Origin of the sequence: Guyparkeria sp. (assembly GCF_041687595.1) — a bacterium.
In the GTDB taxonomy this organism is placed as follows: domain Bacteria; phylum Pseudomonadota; class Gammaproteobacteria; order Halothiobacillales; family Halothiobacillaceae; genus Guyparkeria.
On the sequence record NZ_JAWLBP010000004.1, the window covers coordinates 1 to 26780 of the forward strand.

Consider the following 26780-nt stretch of genomic DNA (forward strand, 5'->3'; position numbering starts at 1 on the left):
GCTGGGCGCCTTGGGATGGTATCCCAGCTGGGCGCGTTGCCGGGTCACCGCCATGACCATGTCGTTGACGTGGAAATTGAAGTTGCGCCGCCGGAACAGGCGGTCGACCCAGGAGAGCTTGCGCGGCTCCTGCTCCGCCCGCTCCCGACCACGCTCGATCAGCGGGCCCATCCCGCCTTCCAGACGCACGTCGAACTGTTCGGCCAGAATCTCCTCGAGCGCGGCCACGTCGGCCGGCGAGACCTCGATCCAGGCCTCGTCGAAGTTCAGCCGGCGGCGCCGGAGGATGGCGAAGCGCACGCTCACGCGCACGATCACCACGGCCGGCTCGATCGGCAGCTGACGACTGCGTCGGCGTACCCGGTTGATCGCGGTGAAGAAGTCGACCATGTAGAGCCGTTCGCCGGGCTCCTTCCCGGTCTCGGTGGACGCAGGCGACGCGGCGGGCTGGGCCGGCGATGAGGGGCGCTCCGCCTCCGGCGGCCGGGCGATCGCCTCGGGGCGGACCCGAGACTCCGGCTGCGCACTCTCGGCCGATGCTGCCGCCGGGTCATCGAGCATGCGCTCGAAGTTCGCCAGGCGCTCGACGGTATACCCGGTGTTGAACAGCTCACTGATCGCCCGGGCGATCGCGGCCAGCTGCGTCTCGTCGACCTCCACCGGGCCGTGCGGCGGAAGCCGCTCGACCCCCGCTACCGAAAGGCGGATGTTCACCCGCACCCGCATGACCGAGAGCTCGACCTGCGGCAGCCCTGCCAGGCGACGTTCGGCGTTGATCTCGTGAAAAACCTGGTCGATGTCGAGAATGCCGTGCCCTTCCATGATCCGTACCCGCTCTACCTGATAAAACAGCAAAGTAGCATATTAGGTTTACAATACCTTTTCAAAATACCCGACCAGAACAGTCGGGAAAGGGAGCTTCACAACATCGCTTTTTCACGATGTCGATGATCCAGCGATCATCCCGCATGTCGGGAACTCCCGGACGGAGGACCATGGAACCCGTTTGCCGCCGGGACGATCGTGCGGAAAAAAGGGGGGGGGCGCGGCATGGCCACAGTCCGGAACGATTGTCGACAGGGGAACGAATTCCGTCGCGACCGCGATGCTCCCGGCGCATTTTTCGTACAATGCCCGCTTTCCATTCAATGCAATCGAGCCCACATGTCCGATTCCAACGAGCCGATCAGCCACTTCATCCGCAACCGCATCGACGCCGACCAGGAGAAGGGCACCTACGGCGGGCGCGTGACCACGCGCTTCCCGCCGGAGCCCAATGGCTACCTGCACTTCGGGCATGCCAAGAGCATCTTTCTCAACTTCGGCCTGGCGCGCGACTACGACGGCATCTGCCACCTGCGCTTCGACGACACCAACCCGGTGAAAGAAGAGCAGGCCTACGTCGACGCGATCCGCGAGGACATCGAGTGGCTGGGCTTCCGTGACGCCGAACACGAGCACTTCGCCTCGGACTACTTCGAGACGCTCTACCAGGGCGCGGTCGCGCTGGTGAAGGCCGGGCTGGCCTACGTCGATTCCCAGTCGGCCGAACAGATGCGGGCCAACCGCGGCACGCTGACCGAGCCGGGCAGCAACAGTCCCTATCGGGACCGCTCGATCGACGAGAACCTGGATCTCTTCACCCGCATGCGCAACGGCGAGTTCAAGGATGGCGAGCACATCCTGCGGGCGAAGATCGACATGGCCTCTCCGAACCTGAACATGCGCGACCCGGCCATCTACCGCATTCGCCATGCACATCACCACCGCACCGGCGACGACTGGCCGATCTACCCGATGTACGACTACGCCCACTGCGTGTCGGACGCCATCGAGCGAGTCACGCACTCGCTGTGCACGCTGGAGTTCGAGGACCACCGCCCGCTGTACGACTGGTTCATCGACAAGCTCGCCGACCTGGGCTTCTTCGAGCGCCCGCTGCCGCAGCAGATCGAGTTCTCGCGGCTGAATCTGACCTACATGCCGCTGTCCAAGCGGAAACTGATCCAGCTGGTCGAGGGCGGACACGTCGACGGCTGGGACGACCCGCGCATGCCGACGCTCAAGGGCGCGCGCCGTCGCGGCTTCACCCCGTCCGGGTTCAAGCTGTTCACCGACCGCATCGGCGTGTCCAAGTCCGACAGCCTGATCGACTTCGGCGTGCTCGAGGACTGCATGCGCGAGACCTTGAACGAGTCGGCCGAGCGCCGCATCGGCGTGCTCGACCCGTTGAAGCTCGTGCTGGTGAACTTCCCCGAGGACCACGAGGAAACGTGCCACGCCCCCAACCACCCGCAGAAGCCGGACTGGGGCAAGCGCGAGGTCACGCTCACCCGCGAGCTGTGGATCGAGCGCGGCGACTTCGCCCTCGACCCGCCGAAGAAGTACTTCCGCCTCAAGCCCGACGGCGAGGTGCGCCTGCGCTACGGCTTCATCATCAAGCACGTCGGCCACGACCTCGATGACGAGGGCAACGTCACCTGCGTCTACGCCGAGTACGACCCGGACACCAAGTCCGGCACACCCGGCGCGGACGCCCGCAAGGTCAAGGGCAACATCCACTGGCTGTCGGCACGTGACGCCGTCGAGACGGAGATCCGCCAGTACGACCGGCTGTTCAACGTCCCCGCCCCGGGCGCGCGCCGCGAGGGGGACGAGCCGGACGTCGAGCGCGATTTCCTCGACGACCTCAACCCCGACTCGATCCACACCCAGACGGCCTATCTCGAGGCCGGCGCGGCCAACGCCGAACCCGAATCGATCTACCAGTTCGAGCGCCACGGCTACTTCGTCGCCGACCAGAAGGAGCACGTGCCCGGTCAGCGTCCGGTGTTCAACCGGGCCGTGACCCTGCGCGACTCCTGGGGCAAGGGAAAGTAGTCGGGGTACCGACGCCGCCCGACATGCGCAACTCGTTCGCCCGGGGCGAGCATGCGTCGTGAGCGCCTGCCTACAGGCGTAGTCGCGTGGCCGGTTCGGGCGCATCGGCCCATGCGCCAAACCCGGTCGCTCACCTGCTAAGGTGGGGAAAATCCAGGTCATCGCCGCCCCGGCACCCGTCAACCGGAGACCCGCATGCTCCCCGAGCGCCTGACACGGTTTCGTTCGACGATCCTGATCCCGGTGTTCCTGCCGGCCATCCTGGTCGTGGCGCTACTGGTTATCGGCACCATCAGCGACCCGGACCGGGCCGGGGAACTGTTCGCCACCCTGCTCAGGGCGATCACCGCGGACTTCGGCTGGTTCTACGTCCTAGCGGTGGCCACCTTCCTGGTCTTCCTGGTGGTTGTCGCGGTATCACCGTGGGGACGCATCAAGCTCGGGCCGGATCACGCCCGCCCCGAATACAGCTTCTCGTCGTGGTTCGCCATGCTGTTCTCGGCCGGCTACGGCATCGCGCTGCTGTTCTTCGGCGTTGCCGAGCCGGTGCTGCACTATGCCAACCCGCCGGAGGCCGAGGCTCTTACCCGGCAGGCCGCCGAGCAGGCCCTGCAGATCTCGTTCTTCCACTGGGGCTTCCACATCTGGGCCATCTACGGGCTGGTAGGACTGGTGCTGGCCTACTTCGCCTTCCGCCAGGGTTTGCCGCTGTCGATGCGCTCGGCGCTCTACCCGCTGATCGGGGAACGCATCTACGGGCCGATCGGCCACACGGTGGACGTCTTCGCCATCCTCGGCACGCTGTTCGGCCTGGCCACGACGCTCGGCATCTCGGTGACACAGATCAATTCCGGGCTCAACTATCTCTGGCCCGGCATCCCCGTGCATGTCGGGGTGCAGATCGGCACGATCGCGATCATCACCTCGCTGGCCACCGTATCGGTGGTCGCGGGCATGGACCGGGGCATCCGGCGGCTGTCCCTGATCAACATGATCCTCGCCGCCCTGCTGGTGCTGTTCGTGTTCCTCGTCGGCCCGACCATCTTCATCCTCGAAGCCTTCGTGCAGAACACCGGTGCCTACCTGGACGGCATCATCGCGCGGACTTTCAACCTGCAGGCCTACGTCGGCGGCGAGTGGATCGGCAACTGGACGCTGTTCATCTTCGGCTGGACGATCGCCTGGGCACCATTCGTCGGGCTGTTCATCGCCAAGATCAGCCGCGGCCGGACCATCCGGCAGTTCGTCTTCGGCGTGATGCTGGTGCCGACACTGTTCACCTTCTTCTGGTTCTCGGTCTTCGGCGACACCGCGCTGCACGCGATCATGCACGAGGGCTACACCGCGCTGATCGACGAGGTGAACGCCGACCAGGCCATCGCCCTGTTCAAGCTCTTCGAGCACCTGCCGTTCACCGCGATCGTCTCGTTCGTCACCATCCTGCTGATCGTGACCTTCTTCGTCACCTCGGCCGACTCGGGCGCGCTGGTGATCGACTCGCTCGCCTCCGGCGGCGCCCTCAAGACCCCGGTGGTCCAGCGGATCTTCTGGGCCGCGCTATCCGGTGTTGTCGCCTCGGTCCTGCTCCTCGCCGGCGGGCTCAAGGCCCTGCAGACCGCCGCGGTCACCTCGGCCCTGCCCTTCGCCATCATCATGTTGATCGCCGGCGTAGGCCTGTGGCAGGCCCTGCGCATCGAGAGCCAGCGCGACATCAGCCTGCAGTACAAGATGACCTCGGGACGCACCGGGATCGCCGGCAAGGCCTCCTGGCAGGACCGCATCACGAGCCTGGTGACCTTCCCGGACCGGGAGAGCGTCGCCGGATTCATCCGCGAGAACGTCCGGCAGGCCATGGACACGGTGGCAACGGAACTGGAGGAGCGCGGCTGGCCGGTGAGTGTCAGCATGGACGAGGAACGCCCCCGCGCGCGCCTGACCGTCAACCGGCCCGGCTTCTTCGACTTCTTCTACGAGGTCCGGCTGCAGAGCTACGCCAAGCCGACCCTGGCCTTCCCCCAGATCCAGCAGGCCGGCAGCGGCGGCGAGCGCTATTACCGGGCGGAGGTGTTCATGCGTCGCGGCGGTCGGGCCTACGACATCTACGGCTACGACACCGACCTGATCATCGAGGACATCATCGACCAGTTCGAACGCTACCTGCACTTCGTGCGGACCTCTCCGGGCGTCCTGCCCTGGCGCATGGACGAGTTCGACGATGATCTCAAGGGAGAGGCAGACCGGCCGCCGAAGTAGGAGCGGCTTCAATCGCGAGACGTCGGAAGTGTGACGCCCGAAGGCGCTCCAGCGAATAAAGATCGATCAGTGGCTCAGCGTCCACCAGCTGACCAGGAACACCACGGCCGCCCCGATCAGCAGCCACAGCCCCAGCCGCCCCGATTCCGCGGGGTCGGCATCGCCGGGCCCGGGTTCGCGCGGCGATGCGTCCTCCCGTCCCTCGTAGGTCCGGATCAGTTCCCGTGCCCGTGGTTCGTCCCGCTCGTCGAGCAACTGCACCCGGGCGAAGTCCCGGGGCGCGAGTCCGCCCACGGCACCCTGCTGGTACTGGCCGGCAACCTCGGCCTCGATGCCCTCGGCATTCAGCATGCCGCAGACGATGTGCGCCTCGAGCACGTCGCCGGCCTCGTAGATGGTCTTCATGGGTCTTCTTCCCGGTTGTCCGCACTGCGGGTTTGCACTTCCTTTGATGTAGACTACGCGCCATTCACGTCCAAGCATCAAGATTGCCATGACCCAGGAAAACACCCCCCTCACCTACCGCGACGCGGGCGTCGACATCGATGCCGGCAACAGCCTGGTCGAACGCATCAAGCCCGCGGTCAAGCGCACCCAGCGCCCCGAGGTCATGGGTGGCCTGGGCGGTTTCGGCGGGCTGTTCGCCCTGGACACGACCAAGTTCAGGCAACCGGTACTGGTGTCGGGCACCGACGGGGTCGGCACCAAGCTGCGCCTGGCGATCGATCTCGGCAAGCATGACGCCATCGGCATCGACCTGGTCGCCATGTGCGTCAACGACATCCTGGTCACCGGCGCCGAGCCGCTGTTCTTCCTCGACTACTACGCCACCGGCCGGCTCGACGTCGACGTCGCCGCCCAGGTGGTCGAGGGCATCGCCAATGGCTGCGAGCAGGCCGGCTGTGCCCTGATCGGCGGCGAGACCGCCGAGATGCCCTCGATGTACGAGGAAGGCGACTACGATCTGGCCGGCTTTGCCGTCGGTGCGGTCGAGAAGGACCAGTTGATCGACGGCAGCAAGGTCGCCGCCGGCGACAAGCTCATCGCCCTGCCCGCCTCCGGTCCGCACGCCAACGGCTACTCGCTGATCCGCAAGATCATCGAACGCGCCCAGCCGGACTGGAACACCACCGAGGGCAAGCAGCTGATCGAGCAACTGCTCGCCCCGACCCGCATCTACGCGCGTGCCGTCAAGGCACTGGCCGAGCAGGTCGACATCCACGCGATGAGCCACATCACCGGCGGCGGACTGACCGAGAACCTGCCGCGCGTCTACCCGGATCACTTGGCCGCGGCCATCGACTGGTCGAGCTGGCAACGCCCGACGGTGTTCGACTGGCTGGCCGAGCAGGGCAATGTCGAGATCGGCGAGATGCGCCGTACCTTCAACAACGGTGTCGGGATGGTGGTGATCGTCGCCGCCAACCAGGCCGACGCGGCCGTTTCGGCGATGAACGCCGCCGGCGAGAAGGCCTGGATGATCGGCGAGATCGTCGAGCGGGGTAACGGCGAGCCCGTCACCTACCGCTGATGGCGGCGGCGAACAAAGCGAGGCTGGTGGTACTGGCCTCCGGCAACGGCTCGAACTTCCAGGCGATCATCGATGCCTGCGAGGCCGGCCGGATCGACGCCGAGGTCGTGCTGCTTGTCGTCAACCGGCCCGGCGCCTACGCGCTCGAACGCGCGAAAGAGCACGGCATCCCCGCCCGCCTGATCGACCACAAGGACTACGCCGACCGCGAGTCCTTCGACGCCGCCATGGCCGAGGCCATCGACGAGGCACGGCCCGACTGGATCATCATGGCCGGCTTCATGCGCATCCTCACCGACGGCTTCGTCGACCGGTTCCGTGGGCGCCTGATCAACATCCATCCCTCGCTGCTGCCGAAGTACCCCGGCATGGATACCCATGCGCGGGCGCTGGAAGCCGGCGATACGGTTCACGGCGCGACCGTGCACTTCGTCACCCCGACCGTGGACGGCGGCCCGCCGATCGTGCAGGGCCGCCTCGAGATCCTCGACAACGACGATGTCGACTCGCTCAAGCAGCGCATCCATGGCGTCGAGCACCGCATCTATCCGCTCGCGATCGATTGGCTGGTCAAGGGAACGATCGACTTCGATCGCGCCGCCGCCCAGACGAGCCCCGCAGTGGTCGATGCCTCCGGTGCGCTGATCGTACCGCCCAGCCCCTGATCGAAACGCGAGACTCACGCCCTCTGTAGACACATGCCCTGCAGGCGCGAGCCCTGTGTCCACAAGCAGGCAAATCCGCCCGGGACCCGCTCCCACAATGAGTTACCGCCACCCGGCTTTAGCCAACAACCACGGCATCGCGGCCATCAGGAGCAGGCTGAGCGCGTAGGCCGTGCCGGCCACCGGGTCACGCCCGCCCAGGTACTCCGCCAGCGTCAGTCCGCGCAGGCCGAGCACCAGAATGATCTCCGCGAGCAGCAACCAGCCCACGGCCAGCGTACCGACAGCCAACCGTGTCGGCACCGCCGCGGACAGCGCGAACCGGCGCACCGTCCAGCGGGCAGCCAAAACGACCACCAGCCACATCACCGGCATCTCGGCCAGCTCCGCGGCCCGGGTGCCCAACCACGGGGCCAGCCACAGCTCCCGCACCACGCCGAGGGCGAAGCCGGCGGCGAACACCCACAGGAAATAGGCCGTGCCGGCTTTGAGCACCCTCATGGTTTTCCTGCCTCCAGGCCTTTGGCCATCAAAAGAAAAGGGCCCACCTGAACCAGGCGGGCCCTAGGGGCATTGCCATCGATCGGATCGATCAGCCCTTGAGCATGCCGTAGAGCTCATCCTTGAGCGCCAGGCGCTCCTTCTTGAGCTCCTCGAGGTGCTCGTCGGTGACCGGCATCTCCTGCTTCTCCAGCCGCTCGACTTCCTTGGTCAGCTCGTCGTAACGCTCGAACTGCTTGTGGAAATGCGAATCACTGGTCTTGAGCTCGTGAATGCGATCCTTGAGCTCCGGAAATTCATGCGCCAGATCGTGATGGTCTACCTGCATCGGTCACCTCGGTTTTGGATTGGAAATGCGCCGGTTCAGCCCGGCCGGGGACAAGGGTAGATCATACCCTGACGCCCGACACGCGTCTGCTCCGGCTGCACTGCAAATCCGTCCGAATCACGCCTAGAAACGGGCGTTGAGCTGCACGCCCAGGATGTCGACCTCACCGCTGTACTCGCCCGTCAGACGATTGGGAATGGCCGATTCGGTGGTGTTGTCGATGCGGCTGTCGTTGAGCCACAGGTGCGTGTAGCCCAGGTCGACGGACCAGTTCGCGGCCATTTCGTAGCCGACCCCCACCGAACTCCAGATCCGATCGGCATCCGGCAGGCGGGTGGTGCGGTACTCGGCGCTAGGCACGGGCGTCGGGTCGTAGGCCGTGCCGGCCCGCAGGGTCCAGCGCGGGGCGACCTGCCATTCGCCACCCACCGCGACGCGCAGGGCGTCGTCCCAGTTCTCGGTGGTCAGCAGGTCATCGCGGCCACCGCCCTGCTCGACGCGCAGTTCGTCGAAGCTCGACCAGCCGGTCCACAGCAGGCCCAGCGAACCGGTCAGCGCCTCGGAGAAGGCATGCGTCATGCTCGCCGCCATGCTCGGCGGCAGGTCCAGCCCGGCCCGGGCGGCGCTGTCGGCGAACGCCGGGCTGCCGGCCAGCGCGGGCGGCATCTCGTAGTCGACGTCGCCTTGCAGCTTGTGGTCGATCCCCGAACGGTAGCTCAGACCGAAGCGGGTGCGGTCGGTCGCCTGCCAGAGCACCCCGAGGTTGTAGCCCACGGACCAGTCGTCTCCGTCGATGCGGACATGGCCATCGCTGTCCACGTCGCCCGGCGTGAGCCCGAGCTGGGTGCAGGTTTCCGGGCCCTGCGCGGCCACGCAGGCCGCGCCGCCATCGATTGCCGAGGTCAGCTCCGCCTGGGCGTACTGCACGTTGATTCCTGCCCCCACGGTAAAGCGCGGCGTGAGGTCGTAGCTGATCACCGGGTTGATGTCGAGCACCTCCACGTGGCTCTCGACGCCGTGGTAGCGCCCCAGCCAGCCCTCGTCGTACTCCGTGGACAGACCGAAGGGCACGGACAGTGCCAGGCCCACGCGGGTCTTCTCGCCGAGCTGATGGACGATCGAGGCGTTGGGCAGGAGGGCCGACTCGCCCGCATTGCCGCCCAGGCCGCCGTTGATTGGGCCGATCGGGCTTGCCGCGGCGCCCTGATCGAGCTCGAACGTCACGTCGATGTAGTTGATGCCGCCGGAGACCGCCGTGCCATCGACCAGCGCCATGGACGCCGGGTTGCCGAAAATGGCGTTCGACTGACCGTTGCCGGTGGCCAGGTTCGCGTAGGCCTGGCCGAGATCGGTGGCGTTCTGCTCCATCAGGGCAAAGCCTGCGGCGTGCGCCTGGCCAGCCATCATTGCCGTTGCCAGCGACACGGCGGCCGCAAGAGAGCTCTTGGGGGTGCGTTTCACGGGGGACTCCTCTTCTTTCCTTTCGTTTTTTCTATTCGATTGGTACGACGACGGGCCGACCGATGACGGGCAGCCCGCGGGTATTTGCCTCCCTGCGGAAGATCGTCTCGCAGCTGAACCACGTCGACGGACGGTCGCCTTGCATCGGCCCGGCTCAAGGTCCGCAGCGGTATCGGATTCGTGCAGCGTTTCCCTAGCGGCTGGCGAACAGGGCCTCGATGTCCTCGGCGTGTGCCTTCTCGATCAGCGGACGCTTGAGCTTCTGCGTCGGGGTCATCAGGCCGTCCTCGATGGTCCACGGCTCGGTCAGGATCTTCACGCGACGGATCTGCGCATAGCCGGGGAAGTCGGACAGACGCCCGTTGATGCGCTTGAGCACCAGTTTCTCCACGAAGCGGTCCGTCAGCGTCTCCGGGTCCTCCGGGTCCATGTCGAAGTCGCGCATCAGGCCGGCGAAGGTCTCCGGCTCGACCACGACCAGCGCGGCGAGCTGGTAATGACCTTCCCCCAGCACCATCACCTGGTCGACCAGCGGGTCGAGCCCGATCGCCGTTTCCATCGCCGCCGGCGGCACCTTCTCGCCGTTGGCCATCACGATGATGTCCTTGAGCCGGCCGGTGATGCGGATGTGGCCATCCTCGTCGATCGCCGCCTGGTCGCCGGTGTGCAGCCATCCCTTCTCGTCGATGGCAGCGGCGGTGGCCTCGTCGTTCTTCCAGTAGCCCTGCATCACGCCGGCACCCTTGACGAGGAGCTCGTCCTGCTCGCCGAGGCGCACCTCGACGCCATCGAGCACCGTGCCGATGGTCTCGGGGCGGTTGTTCTCGGGGCGGTTGACGGAGACCACGGGGCTCGCCTCGGTCAGACCATAGCCTTGCAGCACCGGCACACCGATGCCGGTAAATACCGTCGCCAATTCCGGGGACAGCGGCGCGCCACCGCAGATGGCGTAACGCAGCCGTCCACCGAGGCGCTCGCGCAGCTTGGCCGCCACCAGCCGGTCGAACAGCGGCCAGAAGGCGGCCTTCCACGCACTGCCACCGCGCCCCTGCGCGCGCTCGAATCGGGCCGTGCCCACCGAGACAGTGCGCTCGAACAGCGTCTGCGCGAACTTGCCCTTCTTCTTCAGCGCCGAGCCGATCCGGTCGTAGACGCGCTCGTAGACACGCGGCACGGAGATCAGGAGCGTCGGCTTGATGATCCCGAGATCCTCGCCCAGCTGCTGCGCCGAGCGGGCAAAGGCCACGGTCGAGCCGCAGATCATGGGCAGGTAGTAGCCGCCGGTGCGCTCGAGCGTGTGCGACAGCGGCAGGAAGGACAGGAACAGGTCATCGCCGGTGATCGAGGCGACCTTCGAGCAGGCGAAGGCGTTTTCCAGCATGTTGCTGTGCGTGAGCATCACGCCCTTGGCGCGCCCGGCGGTGCCGGAGGTATAAACGATCGAGGCCAGCGTCTGGCCGTCGGCCTCCAGTCGCACCGGCTCGCCCCGCGCGCCGAAGGTCCAGTCGGCGAAGGACTCGAGGTGCTTGTCCTTGGCGCCGTCCTCGGCGTCGACCGGCGCCAGCGTGATGATCCGCTTGAGGGTCTCGAAACCGTCCGCGACCGCCTCCAGCCCACGCCACTGCCGCCGACCGTCGACGACCAGCAGCTTGGCGCCGGTCTCCTTGATGATCTTCGCCACGTTGAGCGGGCGATCGTCCGTGTACAGCGGCACGGTCACCAGCCCGAGCCCCAGCGCGGCCTGGTCGAACAGCACCCACTCGCGGGCGTTTCGCAGCATGATCGCGATGCGATCGCCGGCCTCCAGGCCGTCACGCGTCATCGCCGCCTGGATGCGCCCCACCTCGTAGGCCATGTCGCCCCAGGTGGTGTCGATCCAGTCCTGGCAGCCGGGATCGTACTGGCGGTACGCGATCGCCCCGGGCGTGCGCTCGACACGCTCGAAAAAAAGCCCGCTCAGGTTGACGGCCTGCGCAGGCGTGACGCGGTGATCCGCTTGGGTCGGGTTGGGCGAGGACATCGTCTTCCTCCGGGTTGCATCCTGATAGTCGCCGGAGTGTAACAGCGCGGTTACACGAGGTAACGGCATAGAGTTTTATGCCCCATCAAGGCCAAAAACCTTGTTGCAATGCCATTTATCAGTCGACCGAACATTTGGTGGCAACGTCGCGTTCTGGCGCAGGAGGGAGGTTTCGCACGCCAGTCAAGTGATGTGGCACGAACTGATCGCCCTGCCCGGCGTGCGAGGACATTTTCTTGCTTGTCCAAGAAAAGGCCCGAAAAGAAGGACACCCCACGGCTTGGCCCTTCGGGCCTTCGAGGCCGGACCGCGTCCGACCTCGAAGCCTCACGACCGACGGCGGGCTCGGGGCCGCCTCGACGCGACGTCGTGTCGCGGCGCGCCTCGGAGCGACGTCCCTGTCGCTCCGATCCCGGCCACCCGACGGTCGTGAGGCAAGCCGAAAGGGGACGAAACCTTCGTTCGCCGCCGTGCCGCGACCTAACGTTTCGGCACTTCAGATCGGATCAGATGGCGACCGGGTCGATCTCCTGAGTGACGCTGTCACCACGTTCGATCTCGGCACGACGCAACTCGTATTCCATTTGCAGGTTGAGCCAAAATCGCGCCGTGGTGCCGAAATATCGCGCCAGTCGCAGAGCCGTGTCCGCCGTCACGCCACGCCGCTCGAGCACGATGTCGTTGATGCGGCTGGGCTGGACCTTCAGCGCCTTGGCCAGTGCATTGGCGCTCAGCTCCATCGGCTCGAGATAGTCCTCTCGCAGAATCTCGCCCGGGTGCACCGGGCGCATGCCGTTCTTGATAGCCATCAGCTCACCCTCCTCCGCATTCAGTGGTAATCCACCAGTTCGACGTCTTCCGGCCCGCGGTCGGTCCAGCGGAAGCACAGACGCCATTGGGCGTTGACCCGGATGCTGTGCTGCCCCGCGCGATCCCCGGTCAGCGCCTCCAGCCGGTTGCCCGGTGGCGACGCCAGGTCCTCCAATGCTTCCGCCGCATGCAGCTGGATCAGCTTGCGCTCGATGATGCGTCGGATATCCGACCATCGGCGGGATCGTCCGGTCTCGAACAGCCTCTGCGTGTCCCTGCAGCGAAAGCTCCTGATCATGGTTACGAGCGTATACCGTTTACCGGTAGGCGGCAAATGTATCGGTTAATACCCACGGCCAGGGCGACCCTCCACGGGGAACACTGGAAAATGTCCAGACGTTGGGAGAGTGTTTCGCACGCCGGGCACGGCATACGAGAGAACCTGTTCTGAGCAAACAGCGCGTGAAACAACCCCAACCGTTCTAGCTAAATAACACTAGTCCCTCACACCGTGGCACTTAATCAAAGGCCGGGGAGTAGTTACTCGTCGAGGAAATAGTCACTGTCTAGTTTTTTGAGCTCGTATACAGAGGCAGTGGACACACCCACACCGTGGTCGATCATCAACCGGGCTAGACGTCGCCCGTCGAGGAGGATAATGCGATTGTCAATGAGGCTGGCATATTCGAGCGCCTCGCGGGTAAAACTTGAAGTGGTGATGAAAACCCCTTTCTTCGCACGACGACCTTGCAAGGCCCCGGCGAACTTCTGAATTTCCGGTCGACCGACAACACCTTCCCAACGTTTGGCTTGCAGATAGATCACATCCAAACCAAGCGGATCTTCGTCGATGATCCCGTCGATACCACCATCGCCGCTCTTTCCCACAGCCCTTGCGGCGTCATTTCTTTCGCCGCCATAACCCATGGCCACGAGGACATCGACAACAAGCCGTTCGAAAAAGTCGGGCGTAACTTGTTTGATCTGATCGAGCAAGTCGATTTCGAGATTGCCCCGTATGGTCTTCCAGGCAATTTCGAGGACCTCTTCCGGTGTCTGCTCATCGTCATAAGAAGATGACGAAGACGTACTTTCTTCCGCGTTACCCGCCGACCCGTTGTTCCGCTGATAACGAAAATCCAAGAATCCTTGATACCGCTCAAGATAGCGATTCGTGATCCGCGCTGGACCGGACTTGATCGCCTCTCGGCCGGCGTCCGTGATCGCGAATACGCCACGGCGTTTAGCTTCGAGAAGCCCTGCTTTCTTGAGATGCGTTGCGGCCCAAGCTACCCGGTTGTAGAACAGCTTGGCTCGCCCGCTTGGGAGCATTTGCTCGCGCTCTTCTTCGCTCAAATCGAAAGCGTCGGCCAACGCGTCGTGAGCGTCACGTAAACGACGCTCGTCAGCACCCGCGGCGTACTCGAGCAATGGGCGATTAAGAGTCTGGAAGTCTGGGATTGCCATCAACGGCTTCCTTGATGTTCGAGGCAAATTCAATCTGAATGAGAAGCCTACGCAGACCTACTGCTTGTTGGCTACAACATCCAGCGCGGTGGAGTAGCAGTGAGTGACTATGAGCCGCGTCCGGGGTAATAAGCCGCCGCCCTAGTAACAGTATCCAACTCCTCCAACCGCCCCATCAACGTAGCCTCCGGCGCCACCCGCCACTCGTCGGCCAGCCGAAACGCCCCCCGCCCCAACTCACTCTGCACCTCGACAATCACCGGCAACCCCTCCGCCTCGCGGAACGGCTCGACGATATCCAGCAACCGCTCGGTCGCCTCGACGCCGCAGTCGGGAGTGAGCGCGATGGTGACGCACTGCGCGAACCGCGCCCGCGCCTCGCCCAGCGTATAGAGCCGCTTGTGACGAATGCGCAGGTTGCCGTTGAACGAATCGAAGGAGACGTCACCCTCGACGATCACCAGTTGGTCGCGGCCGACGCGGTCGGCCAGGGTCTCGATGTCGTCGCCCACCAGCCGCATCTCGCCGCGGCCGCGACCGTCGTCGAGGGTGATGAATAGCTGCTTATCGCCGCTCTGCGTGCGCATGGTGCGCTCGGCGACGCACAGCCCGGCCACCACGGCCGGCGTACCGCGGACGAAGCCACCGCCGGCAGCGGCCGAGGCGGCCTCGGCCTTGTCGGTGAGGGCGTCGAGACGCCCGGTGATGAAGCATTCGAGCTCGTCGAGGTACTGGTTGATCGGGTGGCCGGTGAGGTACAGCCCGAGCATGTTCTTCTCGAGACGCAGGCGCTCGTCGTCGGACCACTCGGGGACCGGCCGGATGGGGCTGGCGACGGCCGTCTCCGGCTCGTCCATGCCGCCGAACAGATCGCTCATGCCGGCCTCGGCGGCGTTGGCGACCTGGCTGGCCGCCTTCATCGCCTCGGGGATGTGGGCGTGCAGGGCCGCCCGTGAGGGCCCGAGCTCGTCGAGCGCCCCGGCGCAGACCATGGCTTCCAGCACGCGCTTGTTGAGCGTGCCGGCACCGACGCGCTGGCAGAAGTCGTTCATGTCGCGGAACGGGCCGTTCTCGGCGCGCTCCTCGACGATGCGCTGGATGACGCCCTCGCCCACTCCGCGGATCGCGCCGAGGCCGTAGACGATCTCGCGCTCGCCGCCGGCGGTAAAGCGGTAGGCGCAGCGCTGCACCGAGGGCGGCACCACGTCGAGCTCCATGCGGCGGCATTCCTCGATCAGCCCCACCACCTTGTCGGTGTTGTCCATGTCCGCGGAAAGCACGGCGGCCATGAAGTACGCCGGGTAGTGGGCCTTGAGCCAGGCGGTCTGGTAGGCGACCAGCGCGTAGGCGGCCGAGTGCGACTTGTTGAAGCCGTAGCCGGCGAATTTCTCCACCAGGTCGAAGATGTAGCCGGCCTGATCGACATCGACGCCCTTTTCCTTGGCGCCATCGAGAAAGATCTGGCGCTGCTTGGCCATTTCCTCGGCCTTCTTCTTGCCCATCGCCCGGCGCAGCAGGTCAGCGCCGCCCAGGGTGTAGCCGGCCAGGATCTGGGCGATCTGCATGACCTGTTCCTGGTAGACGATCACCCCGTAGGTGGGCTTCAAGACCTCCGTGAGCCAGGGGTGGAGGTACTCGACCTCCTGCTCACCCTTCTTCCTGAGGATGAAGTCGTCGACCATGCCCGAATCGAGCGGCCCCGGGCGGAACAGGGCCACCAGGGCGATGATTTCCTCGAAGTTGTCCGGCTGGAGCTTCTTGATCAGGCCCTTCATGCCCTTGGACTCGAGCTGGAACACCGCGGTGGTCTCGCAGCGCTTCAGCAGCTCGAAGCTCTTCGGGTCGTCCATCGGGATCGCCGAGATATCGATCGGCTCCTCGCCAGACTGCTCGCGCGTGGCGTTGATGGCCTTGAGCGCCCAGTCGATGATGGTGAGGTTGCGCAGGCCCAGGAAGTCGAACTTGACGAGCCCCACGGCCTCGACGTCGTCCTTGTCGAGCTGGGATGCCGGCGAGGCGTGGTTGGCCTCGCAGAACATCGGCGTGAAGTCGGTGAGCTTGCTCGGGGCGATCAGCACCCCGCCGGCGTGCTTGCCCACCGAACGCGGCAGGCCCTGGAGTGCCCGGCCCATGTCGACGATGGCCTGCACTTCCTCGTCGCGGTCGTAGAGCTCCTTCAGGTCCGCCGAGTAGCGCTCGGGCTCCTTCTGGCTCTTCTCCGTGCGCCCGAGGGCGTCGTCGAGCGAGACGTCCATGCCCGGCTTGAAGGGGATGAGCTTGGCGACCCGGTCGACGAAACCGTAGGGATAGCCCAGCACCCGGCCGACGTCGCGCACCACCGCCTTGGCGGCCATGGTGCCGTGGGTGGCGATCTGCGAGACCGCGTCGCGGCCGTAGCGCTCGGCGACGTAGTCGATCACCCGGTCCCGGCCTTCCATGCAGAAGTCGATATCGAAGTCGGGCATCGAGACCCGTTCGGGGTTCAGGAACCGCTCGAACAGCAGGTCGTAGGCCATCGGGTCGATGTCGGTGATCAGCAAGGCCCACGCGACGATCGAGCCCGCGCCCGAGCCCCGGCCCGGCCCGACCGGGATGTCCTGGCGCTTGGCCCACTGGATGAAGTCCGCGACGATCAGGAAGTAGCCGGGGAAGCCCATCTGGATAATCACGTCCAGCTCGCGCTCGAGCCGCTCGCGGTAGGTCTGGTGGTCTTCGGCCGGCACGCGTTTCAGGCGTTCTTCCAGCCCCTGCGCGGAGAGCTCGCGCAAGTAGTCCGACTCGGTCTGCCCCGCGGGCGTCGGGAAGTTGGGCAGGAAATTCTCGCCCAGTTTCAACGTGACGTTGCACCGCTCGGCAATGGCGAGGCTGTTGTCAGTCGCCTCGGGAATATCGGCGAACAGCTCGCGCATCTCGTTGGCGGTGCGCAGGTACTGGCGGTCGGAGTAGTCGCGCGGGCGGCGCGGGTCCTCGAGCGTACGCCCCTGGTTGATGCAGACGCGCACCTCGTGGGCATCGAAGTCCGACTGGTCGAGAAAGCGCACGTCGTTGCTGGCGACCACCGGCAGATCATTGGCGATGGCGAGATTCACCGCCGACTCGATGAACGCGCCCTCGTTGACGCGGTTGGTGCGCGTGAGCTCGAGGTACAGCCGGTCGGGGAAGCGCTGGGTCCAGAAGGCGAGCGCGCCGTCGACGATGTGGTCCAGCCCGTGGACCAGGCCGCGGCCAAGGTCGCTGTCCACGCCGATCAGCGCGATCAGGCCATCGGTCTTCTCGGGCGTGAGCCACTCGCGGTTCAGACAGGGCTTGTCGTCGTGCTGGCCCTCGCAATAGGCCAGCGAGAGCAGTTCGGTGAGATGCAAAAAGCCTGTGTCGTTCTGCGCGAGCAGCACCACGCGCGACGGCGGGGTCTGGGCGTTCTCGTAGACAAAACAGTCCGCGCCGAAGATCGGCTTGATCCCCGCACCGAGCGCGGCCTTGTAGAACTTCACCATCGCGAACAGGTTTCCCTGGTCGGTCAACGCGATGGCGGGCATGCCGCGTTCCTTGGCCTGGGCGACGGCGTCCTTGACCCGCAGGGTGCCGTCGATCAGCGAGTATTCGCTGTGAACGTGCAGGTGGACGAAGCTCATTTGCCCTCCAGCATGGCGAGCGTCTCGGCCTCCATGTCCTTCAGATCCTGCATTTCCCCGTCGGTAAAGCCGGCGGCCTTGCGACCGAACTCGTCGTAGGGGCCGCGGATGCGCCCGGCCATGTACTGCTGCAACAGCTCGCGGAAGGTCTGCCGCGGATCGACGCCGCGCTGTTCGCAGGCGTAGCGGAACCAGCGGGTGCCGATGTGCACGTGCTGGATTTCCTCGTTGTAGATCACGTCGAGGATGTCGATCAGCGGCTGGTCGTCGTACTGGGCGAGCTTGCGCTGGATGCCGGGGGTCACGTCCAGCCCGCGGGCCTCGAGGACCCGAGGGATCAGCGCCATGCGCACCATCACGTCGTGCTCGGTGCCGTGGACGGTCTCCCACAGGCTGGCGTGGGCCGGGAACGAGCCGTACCGGTAGCCCCGCTCGCGCAGGTAGGCGTCCAGCAGTTCGAAGTGCTTGGCCTCGTCGCGGGCCACCGACAGCCAGTCACGGTAGAAATCCGCGGGCATGGCATCGAAGCGGTAGCAGGCGTCCAGGCCGATGTTCATGGCGTTGAACTCGATATGCGCGAACGAATGCGCCATCGACGCGCGGCCTTCGGGCGTGGCCGGGCCGCGCTTGACCACGTCCTTCGGCGAAACCAGCTCGGGACGCTCGGGTCGGCCCGGGTCGGGCACCGGCTCGACGGACGGGGGCGGAGTGGGCACGTCCGCGTCGGGGGTGTTCATGGCGCGGTCATACAGCGCACGCACGCCATCGGCCTTCACCGCCGGGTCGTTCTCGCGAAGCAGGATGCCGGCACGTTCGCGGATCGTCTGGCTCATCCCCGCCCTCCGCGTTTCCTGGCGCGCTGGATCAAGAAGTCGCGCAGGTCGTCCTCGAGCTGGCGGTAGCGGGCGATCGCGGCCCGCCCGGTCTCGGTCACGGTGGCGTGCCCGCCGCCGGCGCCGCCGACCTCCTTGGCGACATACGGCTCGTCCTCGAGCTGGTTGACCTCCTGGATCAGCGACCAGGCACGCTTGTAGCTCATGCCCAGCCGGCGGGCGGCGTGGCTGATGGAGCCGAGCTCGTCGATCGCCTCCATCAGTCGCACCTTGCCCACCCCGAGGTAGTGCTCGCCGGCGTCATCGACCAACCACAGGCGTGCATGAATACCGGGGGCGTAGGCTTCCCCGGGAAGGCGATTCTGACGGGATTTCTTCGGCATGCGGGTACGATCCGGGACACGGGAAAACCAGGGAACGCCCGAAGGAATCCGGCTACCTCTCCGCGCGTCCTGGCGGCCAATCGCTCGCCAGGCCATCCGCGGCAGCCGGATTCGTTCAGGGATTCCGTACGGACGGTCGGGCCATGATAACCGAGCGGGCAAGGATTGAGGCAAGCCGTCCCGCTTAGCAAGGGACCGTGTCGCGCCCTCCCCCACCGGACGGTCAACGCGGCCCCGAACCTCACCGACTATCCCGTGGATATCCGTTAGACTGGAGTGATTCGCACAGCCTGCAGGTATGCCGCCATGTCCGACACGAATCGTCCGCAAGCCGACCGTCCCGAGCACGTCCTCGGGGAGCTGTCCGTCGAAACCTTCCTGCGCGAGTACTGGCAGAAGAAGCCGGTACTCATCCGCGGCGCGATCCCCGGCTTCGAGAGCCCCATCTCGCCCGAGGAGCTGGCCGGCATGGCCTGCGAGGAGGACGTGCCGGCGCGCCTGATCCTGGAGCACGGCGACGAGCGCGACTGGCAACTGAAGATGGGGCCGTTCACGGAAGACGACTTCCGCGCCCTGCCCGAGGACGGCTACTCCCTGCTGGTGACCGACTGCGAGAAGATCGTCCCCGAGCTGATGGACGTGGTCGAACGCTTTCGCTTCGTGCCGGACTGGCGCATCGACGACCTGATGATCTCCTACGCGCCGCCGGGCGGCTCGGTGGGGGCGCATATCGACGAGTACGACGTCTTCCTGATCCAGGCGCACGGTCGGCGGCGCTGGATGATCGAGAACCCGCCGGCGCACACCGCCTACCGCGAGGGGCTGGACGTGCGCATCCTCGAGGAATTCACGCCCACCGACGAGTGGGTGCTCGAACCGGGCGACATGCTCTACCTGCCGCCGGGCATCCCGCACCACGGCGTGGCCGTGGACCACTGCATGACCTGGTCGGTGGGCTTCCGTGCACCCACCCAGGCGGACCTGGTCGGCGGTGTCTGCGACCGCCTGGCCACCCTGGCCGAGGAGACTCGCTACTCCGACCCCGACCTCTCGACGGGCGACAACCCCGGCGCGCTGGGCCCGACCACGCGTCGGCACCTCCGCGACTGGGTGCTCTCCAGCCTGTCGGCCGACAGCGCGCGGCTCGACCGCTTCATCGCCGAGACGCTCACCGAGCGGCCGGTGGACCACGCCGTCTTCTATCCGCACTACGACTCCGAGGAGGTCACGGCCATCCTCGACCACATGGGCGAGATCGAGGAAATCCGCCGCACGCCGGCCTCGCGCTGGCTGCTGCTGGAGCCCGAGGGCGAGGATCCCGGCCACCTGTGCATCGATGGGCAGAGCCACGTGCTGGATGCCGAAAGCCTGCCGCTGGCCCGTTTCCTCACGCAGCACGTGCGCTTCGACGGCGAGCCACTGGCAGAGCGCGCCTACAATGCCTCCGCCCGGCTCCTGCTCGACCGGATCCTGTCGGCCGGGCAACTGATGATCCTCGACGAGAACGACGCCGAATTCGACAACTGAAGGAGAACGCACGAATGTCCAACCCGTTTGCCAGTGAATGGGGGCTGATCGGCGCCGGCGAGATCGGCGGCGTACTGGCCCACGGCCTGCTGAAGACCGGCCACCCGGTCTTCCCCATCGGCCGTGACGTGTCCATCGAGGCGGCGCTGGCCGCGAAACCGAACCTCGAGGCGCTGCTGGTCGCCGTGGGCGAGAAGGACCTCGATCCCGTCCTCGAGCAGATCCCCTCCGCCTGGTTCGACCGCGTGGTGCTGATCCAGAACGAGCTGCTGCCGGACGACTGGCGGAAATACGGCATGGAGACGCCCACGGTGGCCTCCATCTGGTTCGAGAAGAAGCCCGGCAAACCGGTCAAGCCGCTGATCTCCTCGCCGGTGCACGGGTCACTGGCCGGCGGTCTCGTGGACGCGATGCAGTCCCTGGACATCCCGGCGCACCGCGTGGATGACGCCGACGAGATGCTCGAGGAACTGGTGATCAAGAACGTCTACATCCTCACCACCAACATCGCCGGCCTCGAGACCGGGGGCGATGTCGAGCACCTGTGGAACGACCACCAGGAATTGGCCCGGAAGATCGCCGCCGACGTCATCCGCCTGCAGGAGGCGCGCGTCGGCCGAGAGCTCGACCACGAGCGACTGATCGCCGGGATGAAAAAGGGCTTCGACGGCGACCCGCAGCACCAGTGCATGGGCCGCAGCGCCCCGCAACGGTTGCAGCGGGCACTGGAGCAGGCCGAGGAACGGGGCATCGACCTGCCCGCGATCCGCGAGATCGCCGCCAGGAACGGCTGAACCGATCCGGTGCCACCTCCCTCCGCGGGGTGGCCGTTCCGCCTCCACCCGGCACCCGGGCGCCACGGCACGGGCCCTCGGCGAACCCGTGTTACCCGATCGACACAAAGAGCCCCTACACTCGGGCTGAACACATCCTCTCACCCTGTCCCAAGGGCAACGCATGCCGACCACGCACCTGCTGGAAATCCGCCCCTCCCTGCCCGAGCGCCTCGCCTGGCTCGGGGATCTCGCCGGCAACCTCTACTACAGTTGGTCCCGGCCGGTGCGCGACCTGTTCGACGCCATCGACACGACCACCTGGACGGACTGCGAAGGCAATCCCGTCCGGTTCCTGCAGCTGGTGCCGCAGTTGCGACTGGAGGCCGCCGCCGAAGATCCGGCGTTCCTGGCGAAGTTCGACTCGGTGGTGCAGGCGTTCGACGCCTACCTGTCCGACACCCGGCCGGGTGCCCTTGCCGATGCCGTCGGCGCCGGGCAGACCGTGGCCTACTTCTGCGCCGAGTTCGGCTTCCACGAATCCCTGCCGATCTACTCCGGCGGGCTGGGCATCCTGGCGGGCGATCACTGCAAGGCCGCCTCCGACCTCGGCCTGCCACTGGTCGGCATGGGGCTTTTGTACCGGCAGGGCTACTTCCAGCAGTGCATCGATGCCGACGGCAACCAGCACGCCCGCTTCGACGACCTCGATTTCGACCACCTGCCCATCCACCCGGTCTCGACCGATGACGGGCCGCTCAAGGTGTCGGTCGACCTGCCCGGTCGTGCAGTGTGGCTGCAGGTATGGCAGGCCCGCGTGGGTCGCGTGTCGGTCTACCTGCTAGATGCGGACCAGCCCGAAAACCGCCCCGAGGACTGCGAGATCACCCACAGGCTCTACGGCGGAGGGCGGCGCACGCGCATCGAGCAGGAAATCCTGCTGGGCGTCGGTGGCGTGCGGGCCCTGCGGGCGCTGGACATCGAGCCCGACGCCTGGCACCTCAACGAAGGGCACGCGGCCTTCGCCATCCTCGAACGGGTGGGCGAGCTGACCGAACGCGGTGTGCCCTTCGCCACCGCCCTGAACACGGTGGCCGCGGGCACACTGTTCACCACCCACACGCCCGTGCCGGCCGGCCACGACGTCTTCCCGCCGGAACTGGTCGACGAATACTGGCAGGCCCAGTTGCCGAGACTGGGGATCGGGCGGGAACAACTGCACGCGCTGGGACACGACCCGGCGCACGACGGCGGCAACTTCAACATGACGGCGCTGGCCCTTCGCGGCTCGCGTCAGCACAACGGGGTCTCGCGGCTGCACGGACAGGTTGCCGCGCGCCTCAGCCAGGGATTCTGGCCGGAGGTGCCGCCCGACGAGAATCCCATGACGTCGGTCACCAACGGGGTGCATGTCGAGACTTTCCTCAGCCACGACCTCACCCGGCTGTTCGACGCCACCCGGGCGGACTGGCGGGAACACCTGCACGAGTCCGGCATCGCCCGCCTGGTCGAACAAACCGCCGAGGACGCGCTCTGGTCGATGCACCTGTCGGCCAAGGCCCACCTGCTCGACGACATCAGGGCACGGCTGACCCGACAGGCCACGCGCTTCGGCCAGAGCCACGTGCGCCTGAAGCGCAAGTGCCGCATCATCGAGCAACCGCCCGAAGACATCCTGCTGATCGGGTTCGCCCGGCGTTTCGCCACCTACAAGCGCGCCGACCTGCTGTTTGCCGATCCCGAGCGGCTGGCGAGGATCATCGAGGACAGTCCCCGCCCGGTGGTGTTCGTCTTCGCCGGCAAGGCCCATCCCGCCGACGAGCCCGGACAGGCGTTGTTGCGCGAGGTCAGCCGGCTCGCGAACGAGCCGCGTTTTCTCGGGCACGTCCTGCTGCTCGAGGGCTACGACATGGGGCTGGCCCGGCGACTGGTCGGCGGTTGCGACATCTGGCTTAACACGCCCGAGCACCCCCTGGAAGCATCGGGCACGTCCGGGCAGAAGGCCGGGATCAACGGGGCGCTGAACCTCTCCGTGGCGGACGGCTGGTGGGCCGAGGGCCACTCGCATGGCCAGGGCGTGGCCAACGGCTGGTCCATCCAGCCCTGCACGGACTGCGGCGAGCGAGACCGCGAGGAAGCCTCCGACCTGCTCGACCTGCTCGAGACCGAGGTCATCCCGCTGTTCGACCGCCGCGATGGCCGGGGCGTACCGGTGGAATGGGTGAAGTGGCTCCGCCACGCCATCGAGACGATCATGCCCCGCTTCAACGCCGCACGCATGGTGCGCGACTACGCGGTGAACCACTACCGCACCGCCATCGATGCCGGTAGCCGCCTCGCGGCGGACGAGCACCGCCTGTCAGGACAGCTCGTCGGCTTCCGCGAGACCCTCGAGCATCACTGGGGCACCATCGAGGCCACGTTGCTGGGCGACCCGCCGGACGTGCTCCCGAGCCACGAACGGCTCGTTCTGGAGGTGGACGTGCGTTCGCCGGGCATCGACCCGGCCCACCTGCGGTGCGAGGCGGTGCTGACCACCGGCGACGGGCAACGGCAGGTCCGGGTCGGCGAGCGAGGGGAACACAGCGAGGAAGATGACGAGACGGCCCGCCACCGCATCACCCTGCCGAAAGGGCTCTTCGGCCAGGTCCGGTACCGGCTGCGGGTGGTGCCGACCCACGAGGCGCTGCTGCACCCCTACGAGACCGGCCTCATGCGCTGGCTGTAGGATCGGATATACCTTCAGCCGGTCTCGCCGGCCATCCTCAACCGCATGACCCGGAAGCGCTCCCCCATCTCGGTGGGCATGACGAGTTCCCGGAACTCCTGCGCCAGGCGAGTCTGGTCGGCCATGCCGGACTGGGCGAGCAGCAGGGCCTCGACGCGACGAGGCACGTCGGTGCCCAGGAGCCACTGCGCCTGGCTGCGCACGCCGTCGACCGCGAAACCCGCCGCCCGCGCCGCCGCTTCGACGGCCTCGAAGTCCACCCAGGCGGTGATGTCCTGCAGCCCGGGATAGACGAACGGATCCTCGTGGGCGAGGTGGCGGTAGTGGCACTTGAGCGTGCCCTCGTCCCGGTCGGCCCGGTAGATGTCGGCGGTGTGACTGCCGTAGTCGAACAGGTAGATCCAGCTCTCCTTGCCGGACAGCGCCTGCGCCATCTCGCCGAACCAGGGCTCGAGTTCGGGGTTGTACTCGGCCGACACCTCCATGCGTGCCGGGACGATCCCCTCGCCGATGCGACCGGTGATCGACTCGGCGGTATCGCGCAGCCGCGCATCCGGCCGGGCCGACCGCCAGCAGAAGCGCTGGCCGTCGAAGCCCACCATCAGCCGCTCGACCGTGTCGGGTTTGCCCGGCCACCAGCGGAAGCGTTCCACGGGCATGGCGTCGAGCACCTCGTTGGCCACCACCATGCCGCCGTCCCAGTCCAGCTCGGACCAGTCGTCGATCCAGCGGATCCGTTCGAACACCTCGGTTGGCAGCGCCTCGCGGAGGTTGTTCGCCTGCCGTTCGGCGAGCGCCGGGGATATCTCGAGGATGAGGTAGCGGGCGGGCAGACGGCCCTCCTCGGCAAGGATCGTCATCAGGTCGATGGCCAGGCGCCCGGAGCCGGCGCCGATCTCGAGAATGGCGTCACCCAGCCCGGCCTCGCGGGCCTGGCGCCACTCGTAGGCGATCCCCTCGGTGAAGAAGCGCGAGCGTTCCGGGGCCGTCACGAAGTCGCCGCCCGGCCCGAAGGCCACCTGGCCGCTGCCGTAGTAGCCGTAGTGGGGATGGTAGAGGACGCAAGCCATGTACTCGGCGAACGGGATCGGCCCGTCGGCCATCCGCTCCACCAGCAGCTCGATCAGGGCGAGGCTCTTGGCCCGGTCGGCCTCGTTCGGCGTGGGCAGCTCGAAACCTTCGCGACCAGCCGTCGACCCGCTCACGAACGCACCTCTGCCTCTCGCTCCCGGGTGATCTGCACGCCCACGCCGGCCGCCTCGGCCAGCGCGTTGGGCTTGAGGACGCGGAACGTGACACGTCGGACGGGGAACGTGCCGAGCAGGTCGGCACAAACCCGTTCGGCCAGCGTCTCGACCAGTTGAAAACGCCCCTCGCGGGCGATCTCGATCACGCGCCGGCTGACCACGGCGTAGTCCACGGTTCGGTCGATGTGATCGGCCTCGGCCGCCCGGGAAACGGAATCCACCTCGAGCACGAGGTCGACGCGCAGGGGCTGCATCGCCTCGCGTTCGTGCGGCAGGATGCCGATGACGGCATCGAAGGTCAGCCCCTCGACCAGGATACGGTCGGCCACGGGGGACAGGGGGGCGTGATCGAATTCGGTCACGGCGGATTCTCCCGACGATTGGAACGGTCGCGCCCGGCGGGTGCCGGGCAGAGGGAGAGGATATCAGAACGGGGAATGGCCGCGACCGGCGTCAGAACTGCGTGAAGTCGAACTCGAGGCTTTCCTGCGGTGCCTGGATGAAGTTCCCCTGCACGAAGTCGACCCCCATCGGCCAGATGATCTGCAGGCTCGCCGCGTCCTCGACGTTGGGCACGGCTACCCCCATCTGCGATTCCTTGACGTGCTGGACCACCTCGGCGACCCGTTCCTGGTTCGCGGTATCGCGGGCGAAGTCCTCCAGCAGCGAGCGCGCCACCTTGACCATCGGCACCGGCAGGTGCTGGAGGATGCGGAAATCCTCGTCACCGGAGCCGAAGCCGTCGAGAATCATCTCGGCCCCGAGGGGCTCAAGCGATTCGCGCATCTTGGCCAGGTGGCTGAGCAGGTGGCCGGCCTTGTCGACGCCCACCTGGATGACCAGGAGGCCCTCCGGCAATTGCGCGGACTCCATTCGCTGGCAGAGCCATTCGGAGAACTCGGGATCGTGCAGCGAGACATCGCTGATACGGATGAACAGCTTAACCCGGTCGTCCGCCTCCAGGCCTGCGCGCACTTCCTTGAGGGCGGACAGCACCACCCAGCGATCGATCGACTGGATCAGGTCGGCCCGCTCGGCCTGCGAGAGGAACTCGGTGGGCGAGATCAGCGAACCGTCCTCCTCGAGCATGCGCACGAAGACCTCGAATCGGCTCACCTCGCGGTCACCGGTGAGCGACACGATCGGCTGGAAGACCAGGGAAAAGCGGCTGTCGCGCAGGGCGGTCTTGATCTTGCGCGCCCAGGCCTCGTCCTGCTCGCGCTCGGAGGCCGTCTTGAGATCCGGCTCGTACATGCGGGCAAGATAGCTGCCCTCCTGGGCCGCCCGCCCCGAGGCCCGCTCGACGCGGTCGACCAGCACGGCGGGGTTGGTCGGGGAGTTCTCGTCGAGCACCAGGTAGCCGGCCGAGGTGCTCACCGTCACCGACGTCGTTCCCTGGGTGTAGACGTAGTCGCGCGCCACGGCGTTGAGCTGGTCGGCCAGCTCAGCGGTCGCGTGCTGATCCAGTTTCCCCAGCAACACGAGGAAGGAGAACGCCCCGTGCCGCGCGACCAGCCCCTTGCCCCCTACCAGTTCCTCGACCTGCTTGCCGAACTCGGTCAGGAGATTGTCCATGCCGGTGGTGCCGATATGGTGCTTGATGTCGTCGTGATTGAGGATCTCGAGCAGAAGCAGCGCGCCACTGTCGCCCTCGCCCTGCCGGGCGATCTCCTCGCGCCGAGCCTCGATCTGCTCGAACAGGTAGTTGCGGTTGTACAGGCCGGTGAGCAGGTCGCGGCGG

22 protein-coding genes are annotated in these 26780 nt (G+C 66.5%); 7 read left to right on the forward strand and 15 right to left on the reverse strand.

The features are described from left to right. A partial coding sequence (locus tag ACESL5_RS01355) for a hypothetical protein (RefSeq protein ID WP_372590981.1) occupies nucleotides 1-822 on the reverse strand: 822 nt, incomplete at its 3' end. Between the two features lie 342 nt (nucleotides 823-1164). Here ACESL5_RS01355 and ACESL5_RS01360 point away from each other — a divergent pair. Continuing rightward, entirely contained in the window at nucleotides 1165-2880 is a 1716-nt protein-coding gene (locus ACESL5_RS01360) for a glutamine--tRNA ligase/YqeY domain fusion protein (protein ID WP_372590982.1), read from the forward strand. 195 nt (nucleotides 2881-3075) lie between these two features. Beyond that, a complete protein-coding gene (locus ACESL5_RS01365; RefSeq protein ID WP_372590983.1) occupies nucleotides 3076-5133 on the forward strand; it encodes a BCCT family transporter in 2058 nt (685 codons plus the stop codon). A 66-nt stretch (nucleotides 5134-5199) separates the two neighbouring features. On the opposite strand, the gene ACESL5_RS01370 is transcribed toward ACESL5_RS01365, so the two are convergent. Next, complete coding sequence (locus ACESL5_RS01370) at nucleotides 5200-5538, reverse strand: DUF2007 domain-containing protein (RefSeq protein WP_372590984.1); 339 nt, start codon at nucleotides 5536-5538, stop codon at nucleotides 5200-5202. Between the two features lie 88 nt (nucleotides 5539-5626). Between ACESL5_RS01370 and purM the strand changes: the two genes are divergently transcribed. Then, nucleotides 5627-6664, forward strand: coding sequence for a phosphoribosylformylglycinamidine cyclo-ligase (gene purM / locus ACESL5_RS01375; RefSeq protein WP_372590985.1), 1038 nt, complete (start codon nucleotides 5627-5629; stop codon nucleotides 6662-6664). Next, nucleotides 6664-7329: a phosphoribosylglycinamide formyltransferase gene (gene purN / locus ACESL5_RS01380; RefSeq protein ID WP_372590986.1), complete on the forward strand. Its 666-nt coding sequence runs from the start codon at nucleotides 6664-6666 to the stop codon at nucleotides 7327-7329. Before purM ends, purN begins: the two co-directional genes overlap by 1 nt. 102 nt (nucleotides 7330-7431) lie before the next feature. On the opposite strand, the gene ACESL5_RS01385 is transcribed toward purN, so the two are convergent. From ACESL5_RS01385 to ACESL5_RS01430, 10 genes are all read right to left on the reverse strand, one after another. Beyond that, nucleotides 7432-7830 carry a hypothetical protein gene (locus ACESL5_RS01385; protein ID WP_372590987.1) on the reverse strand — a complete coding sequence of 133 codons (399 nt, stop codon included), beginning with the start codon at nucleotides 7828-7830 and terminating at the stop codon, nucleotides 7432-7434. 91 nt (nucleotides 7831-7921) lie between these two features. Further along, the gene (locus ACESL5_RS01390; protein WP_372590988.1) at nucleotides 7922-8158 is read right to left on the reverse strand and encodes a YdcH family protein; all 237 of its coding nucleotides are present in this window, start codon (nucleotides 8156-8158) and stop codon (nucleotides 7922-7924) included. 123 nt (nucleotides 8159-8281) lie between these two features. Next, complete coding sequence (locus ACESL5_RS01395; protein WP_372590989.1) at nucleotides 8282-9619, reverse strand: OmpP1/FadL family transporter; 1338 nt, start codon at nucleotides 9617-9619, stop codon at nucleotides 8282-8284. Nucleotides 9620-9812: 193 nt separating this feature from the next. After that, entirely contained in the window at nucleotides 9813-11639 is a 1827-nt protein-coding gene (locus tag ACESL5_RS01400) for an AMP-dependent synthetase/ligase (RefSeq protein ID WP_372590990.1), read from the reverse strand. A 506-nt stretch (nucleotides 11640-12145) separates the two neighbouring features. Further along, on the reverse strand, nucleotides 12146-12430 hold the full coding sequence (locus tag ACESL5_RS01405) for a HigA family addiction module antitoxin (RefSeq protein ID WP_372591042.1): 285 nt from the start codon (nucleotides 12428-12430) through the stop codon (nucleotides 12146-12148). 38 nt (nucleotides 12431-12468) lie between these two features. Then, nucleotides 12469-12747, reverse strand: a complete 279-nt coding sequence (locus ACESL5_RS01410; protein ID WP_372590991.1) for a type II toxin-antitoxin system RelE/ParE family toxin — start codon at nucleotides 12745-12747, stop codon at nucleotides 12469-12471. 242 nt (nucleotides 12748-12989) lie between these two features. Beyond that, a complete protein-coding gene (locus tag ACESL5_RS01415) occupies nucleotides 12990-13916 on the reverse strand; it encodes a restriction endonuclease (protein ID WP_372590992.1) in 927 nt (308 codons plus the stop codon). Nucleotides 13917-14023: 107 nt separating this feature from the next. Beyond that, entirely contained in the window at nucleotides 14024-17548 is a 3525-nt protein-coding gene (gene dnaE / locus ACESL5_RS01420) for a DNA polymerase III subunit alpha (RefSeq protein WP_372590993.1), read from the reverse strand. Then, nucleotides 17545-18381, reverse strand: a complete 837-nt coding sequence (locus tag ACESL5_RS01425; protein ID WP_372590994.1) for a ferritin-like domain-containing protein — start codon at nucleotides 18379-18381, stop codon at nucleotides 17545-17547. The genes dnaE and ACESL5_RS01425 overlap by 4 nt, the downstream gene beginning before the upstream one ends. Then, the gene (locus ACESL5_RS01430; protein WP_372590995.1) at nucleotides 18378-18764 is read right to left on the reverse strand and encodes a winged helix-turn-helix domain-containing protein; all 387 of its coding nucleotides are present in this window, start codon (nucleotides 18762-18764) and stop codon (nucleotides 18378-18380) included. Before ACESL5_RS01430 ends, ACESL5_RS01425 begins: the two co-directional genes overlap by 4 nt. A 306-nt stretch (nucleotides 18765-19070) precedes the next feature. Here ACESL5_RS01430 and ACESL5_RS01435 point away from each other — a divergent pair, with 306 nt between their 5' ends. From ACESL5_RS01435 to glgP, 3 genes are all read left to right on the forward strand, one after another. Next, entirely contained in the window at nucleotides 19071-20291 is a 1221-nt protein-coding gene (locus ACESL5_RS01435) for a cupin domain-containing protein (RefSeq protein WP_372590996.1), read from the forward strand. 14 nt (nucleotides 20292-20305) lie between these two features. Beyond that, on the forward strand, nucleotides 20306-21085 hold the full coding sequence (locus tag ACESL5_RS01440) for a hypothetical protein (RefSeq protein ID WP_372590997.1): 780 nt from the start codon (nucleotides 20306-20308) through the stop codon (nucleotides 21083-21085). Between the two features lie 163 nt (nucleotides 21086-21248). Then, a complete protein-coding gene (glgP, locus tag ACESL5_RS01445; protein WP_372590998.1) occupies nucleotides 21249-23792 on the forward strand; it encodes an alpha-glucan family phosphorylase in 2544 nt (847 codons plus the stop codon). 14 nt (nucleotides 23793-23806) lie between these two features. Here the strand turns inward: glgP and ACESL5_RS01450 are convergent, their stop codons facing one another. The 3 genes from ACESL5_RS01450 to ACESL5_RS01460 form a co-directional block, all read right to left on the reverse strand. Beyond that, on the reverse strand, nucleotides 23807-24997 hold the full coding sequence (locus ACESL5_RS01450) for a class I SAM-dependent methyltransferase (protein WP_372590999.1): 1191 nt from the start codon (nucleotides 24995-24997) through the stop codon (nucleotides 23807-23809). After that, nucleotides 24994-25401: a dihydroneopterin aldolase gene (gene folB / locus ACESL5_RS01455; protein WP_372591000.1), complete on the reverse strand. Its 408-nt coding sequence runs from the start codon at nucleotides 25399-25401 to the stop codon at nucleotides 24994-24996. Before folB ends, ACESL5_RS01450 begins: the two co-directional genes overlap by 4 nt. 91 nt (nucleotides 25402-25492) lie before the next feature. Continuing rightward, a partial coding sequence (locus ACESL5_RS01460) for an EAL domain-containing protein (protein WP_372591001.1) occupies nucleotides 25493-26780 on the reverse strand: 1288 nt, incomplete at its 5' end.

Coding starts and splice junctions, on each gene's coding strand:
- dnaE (WP_372590993.1), bottom strand. CDS start 17,548: ATGAGCTTCGTCCACCTGCACGTTCACAGCGAATACTCGCTGATCGAC.
- ACESL5_RS01400 (WP_372590990.1), bottom strand. CDS start 11,639: ATGTCCTCGCCCAACCCGACCCAAGCGGATCACCGCGTCACGCCTGCG.
- ACESL5_RS01430 (WP_372590995.1), bottom strand. CDS start 18,764: ATGCCGAAGAAATCCCGTCAGAATCGCCTTCCCGGGGAAGCCTACGCC.
- ACESL5_RS01360 (WP_372590982.1), top strand. CDS start 1,165: ATGTCCGATTCCAACGAGCCGATCAGCCACTTCATCCGCAACCGCATC.
- ACESL5_RS01370 (WP_372590984.1), bottom strand. CDS start 5,538: ATGAAGACCATCTACGAGGCCGGCGACGTGCTCGAGGCGCACATCGTC.
- ACESL5_RS01365 (WP_372590983.1), top strand. CDS start 3,076: ATGCTCCCCGAGCGCCTGACACGGTTTCGTTCGACGATCCTGATCCCG.
- ACESL5_RS01440 (WP_372590997.1), top strand. CDS start 20,306: ATGTCCAACCCGTTTGCCAGTGAATGGGGGCTGATCGGCGCCGGCGAG.
- glgP (WP_372590998.1), top strand. CDS start 21,249: ATGCCGACCACGCACCTGCTGGAAATCCGCCCCTCCCTGCCCGAGCGC.
- ACESL5_RS01425 (WP_372590994.1), bottom strand. CDS start 18,381: ATGAGCCAGACGATCCGCGAACGTGCCGGCATCCTGCTTCGCGAGAAC.
- ACESL5_RS01385 (WP_372590987.1), bottom strand. CDS start 7,830: ATGAGGGTGCTCAAAGCCGGCACGGCCTATTTCCTGTGGGTGTTCGCC.
- purM (WP_372590985.1), top strand. CDS start 5,627: ATGACCCAGGAAAACACCCCCCTCACCTACCGCGACGCGGGCGTCGAC.
- ACESL5_RS01410 (WP_372590991.1), bottom strand. CDS start 12,747: ATGATCAGGAGCTTTCGCTGCAGGGACACGCAGAGGCTGTTCGAGACC.
- ACESL5_RS01405 (WP_372591042.1), bottom strand. CDS start 12,430: ATGCGCCCGGTGCACCCGGGCGAGATTCTGCGAGAGGACTATCTCGAG.
- ACESL5_RS01415 (WP_372590992.1), bottom strand. CDS start 13,916: ATGGCAATCCCAGACTTCCAGACTCTTAATCGCCCATTGCTCGAGTAC.
- ACESL5_RS01435 (WP_372590996.1), top strand. CDS start 19,071: ATGTCCGACACGAATCGTCCGCAAGCCGACCGTCCCGAGCACGTCCTC.
- purN (WP_372590986.1), top strand. CDS start 6,664: ATGGCGGCGGCGAACAAAGCGAGGCTGGTGGTACTGGCCTCCGGCAAC.
- ACESL5_RS01390 (WP_372590988.1), bottom strand. CDS start 8,158: ATGCAGGTAGACCATCACGATCTGGCGCATGAATTTCCGGAGCTCAAG.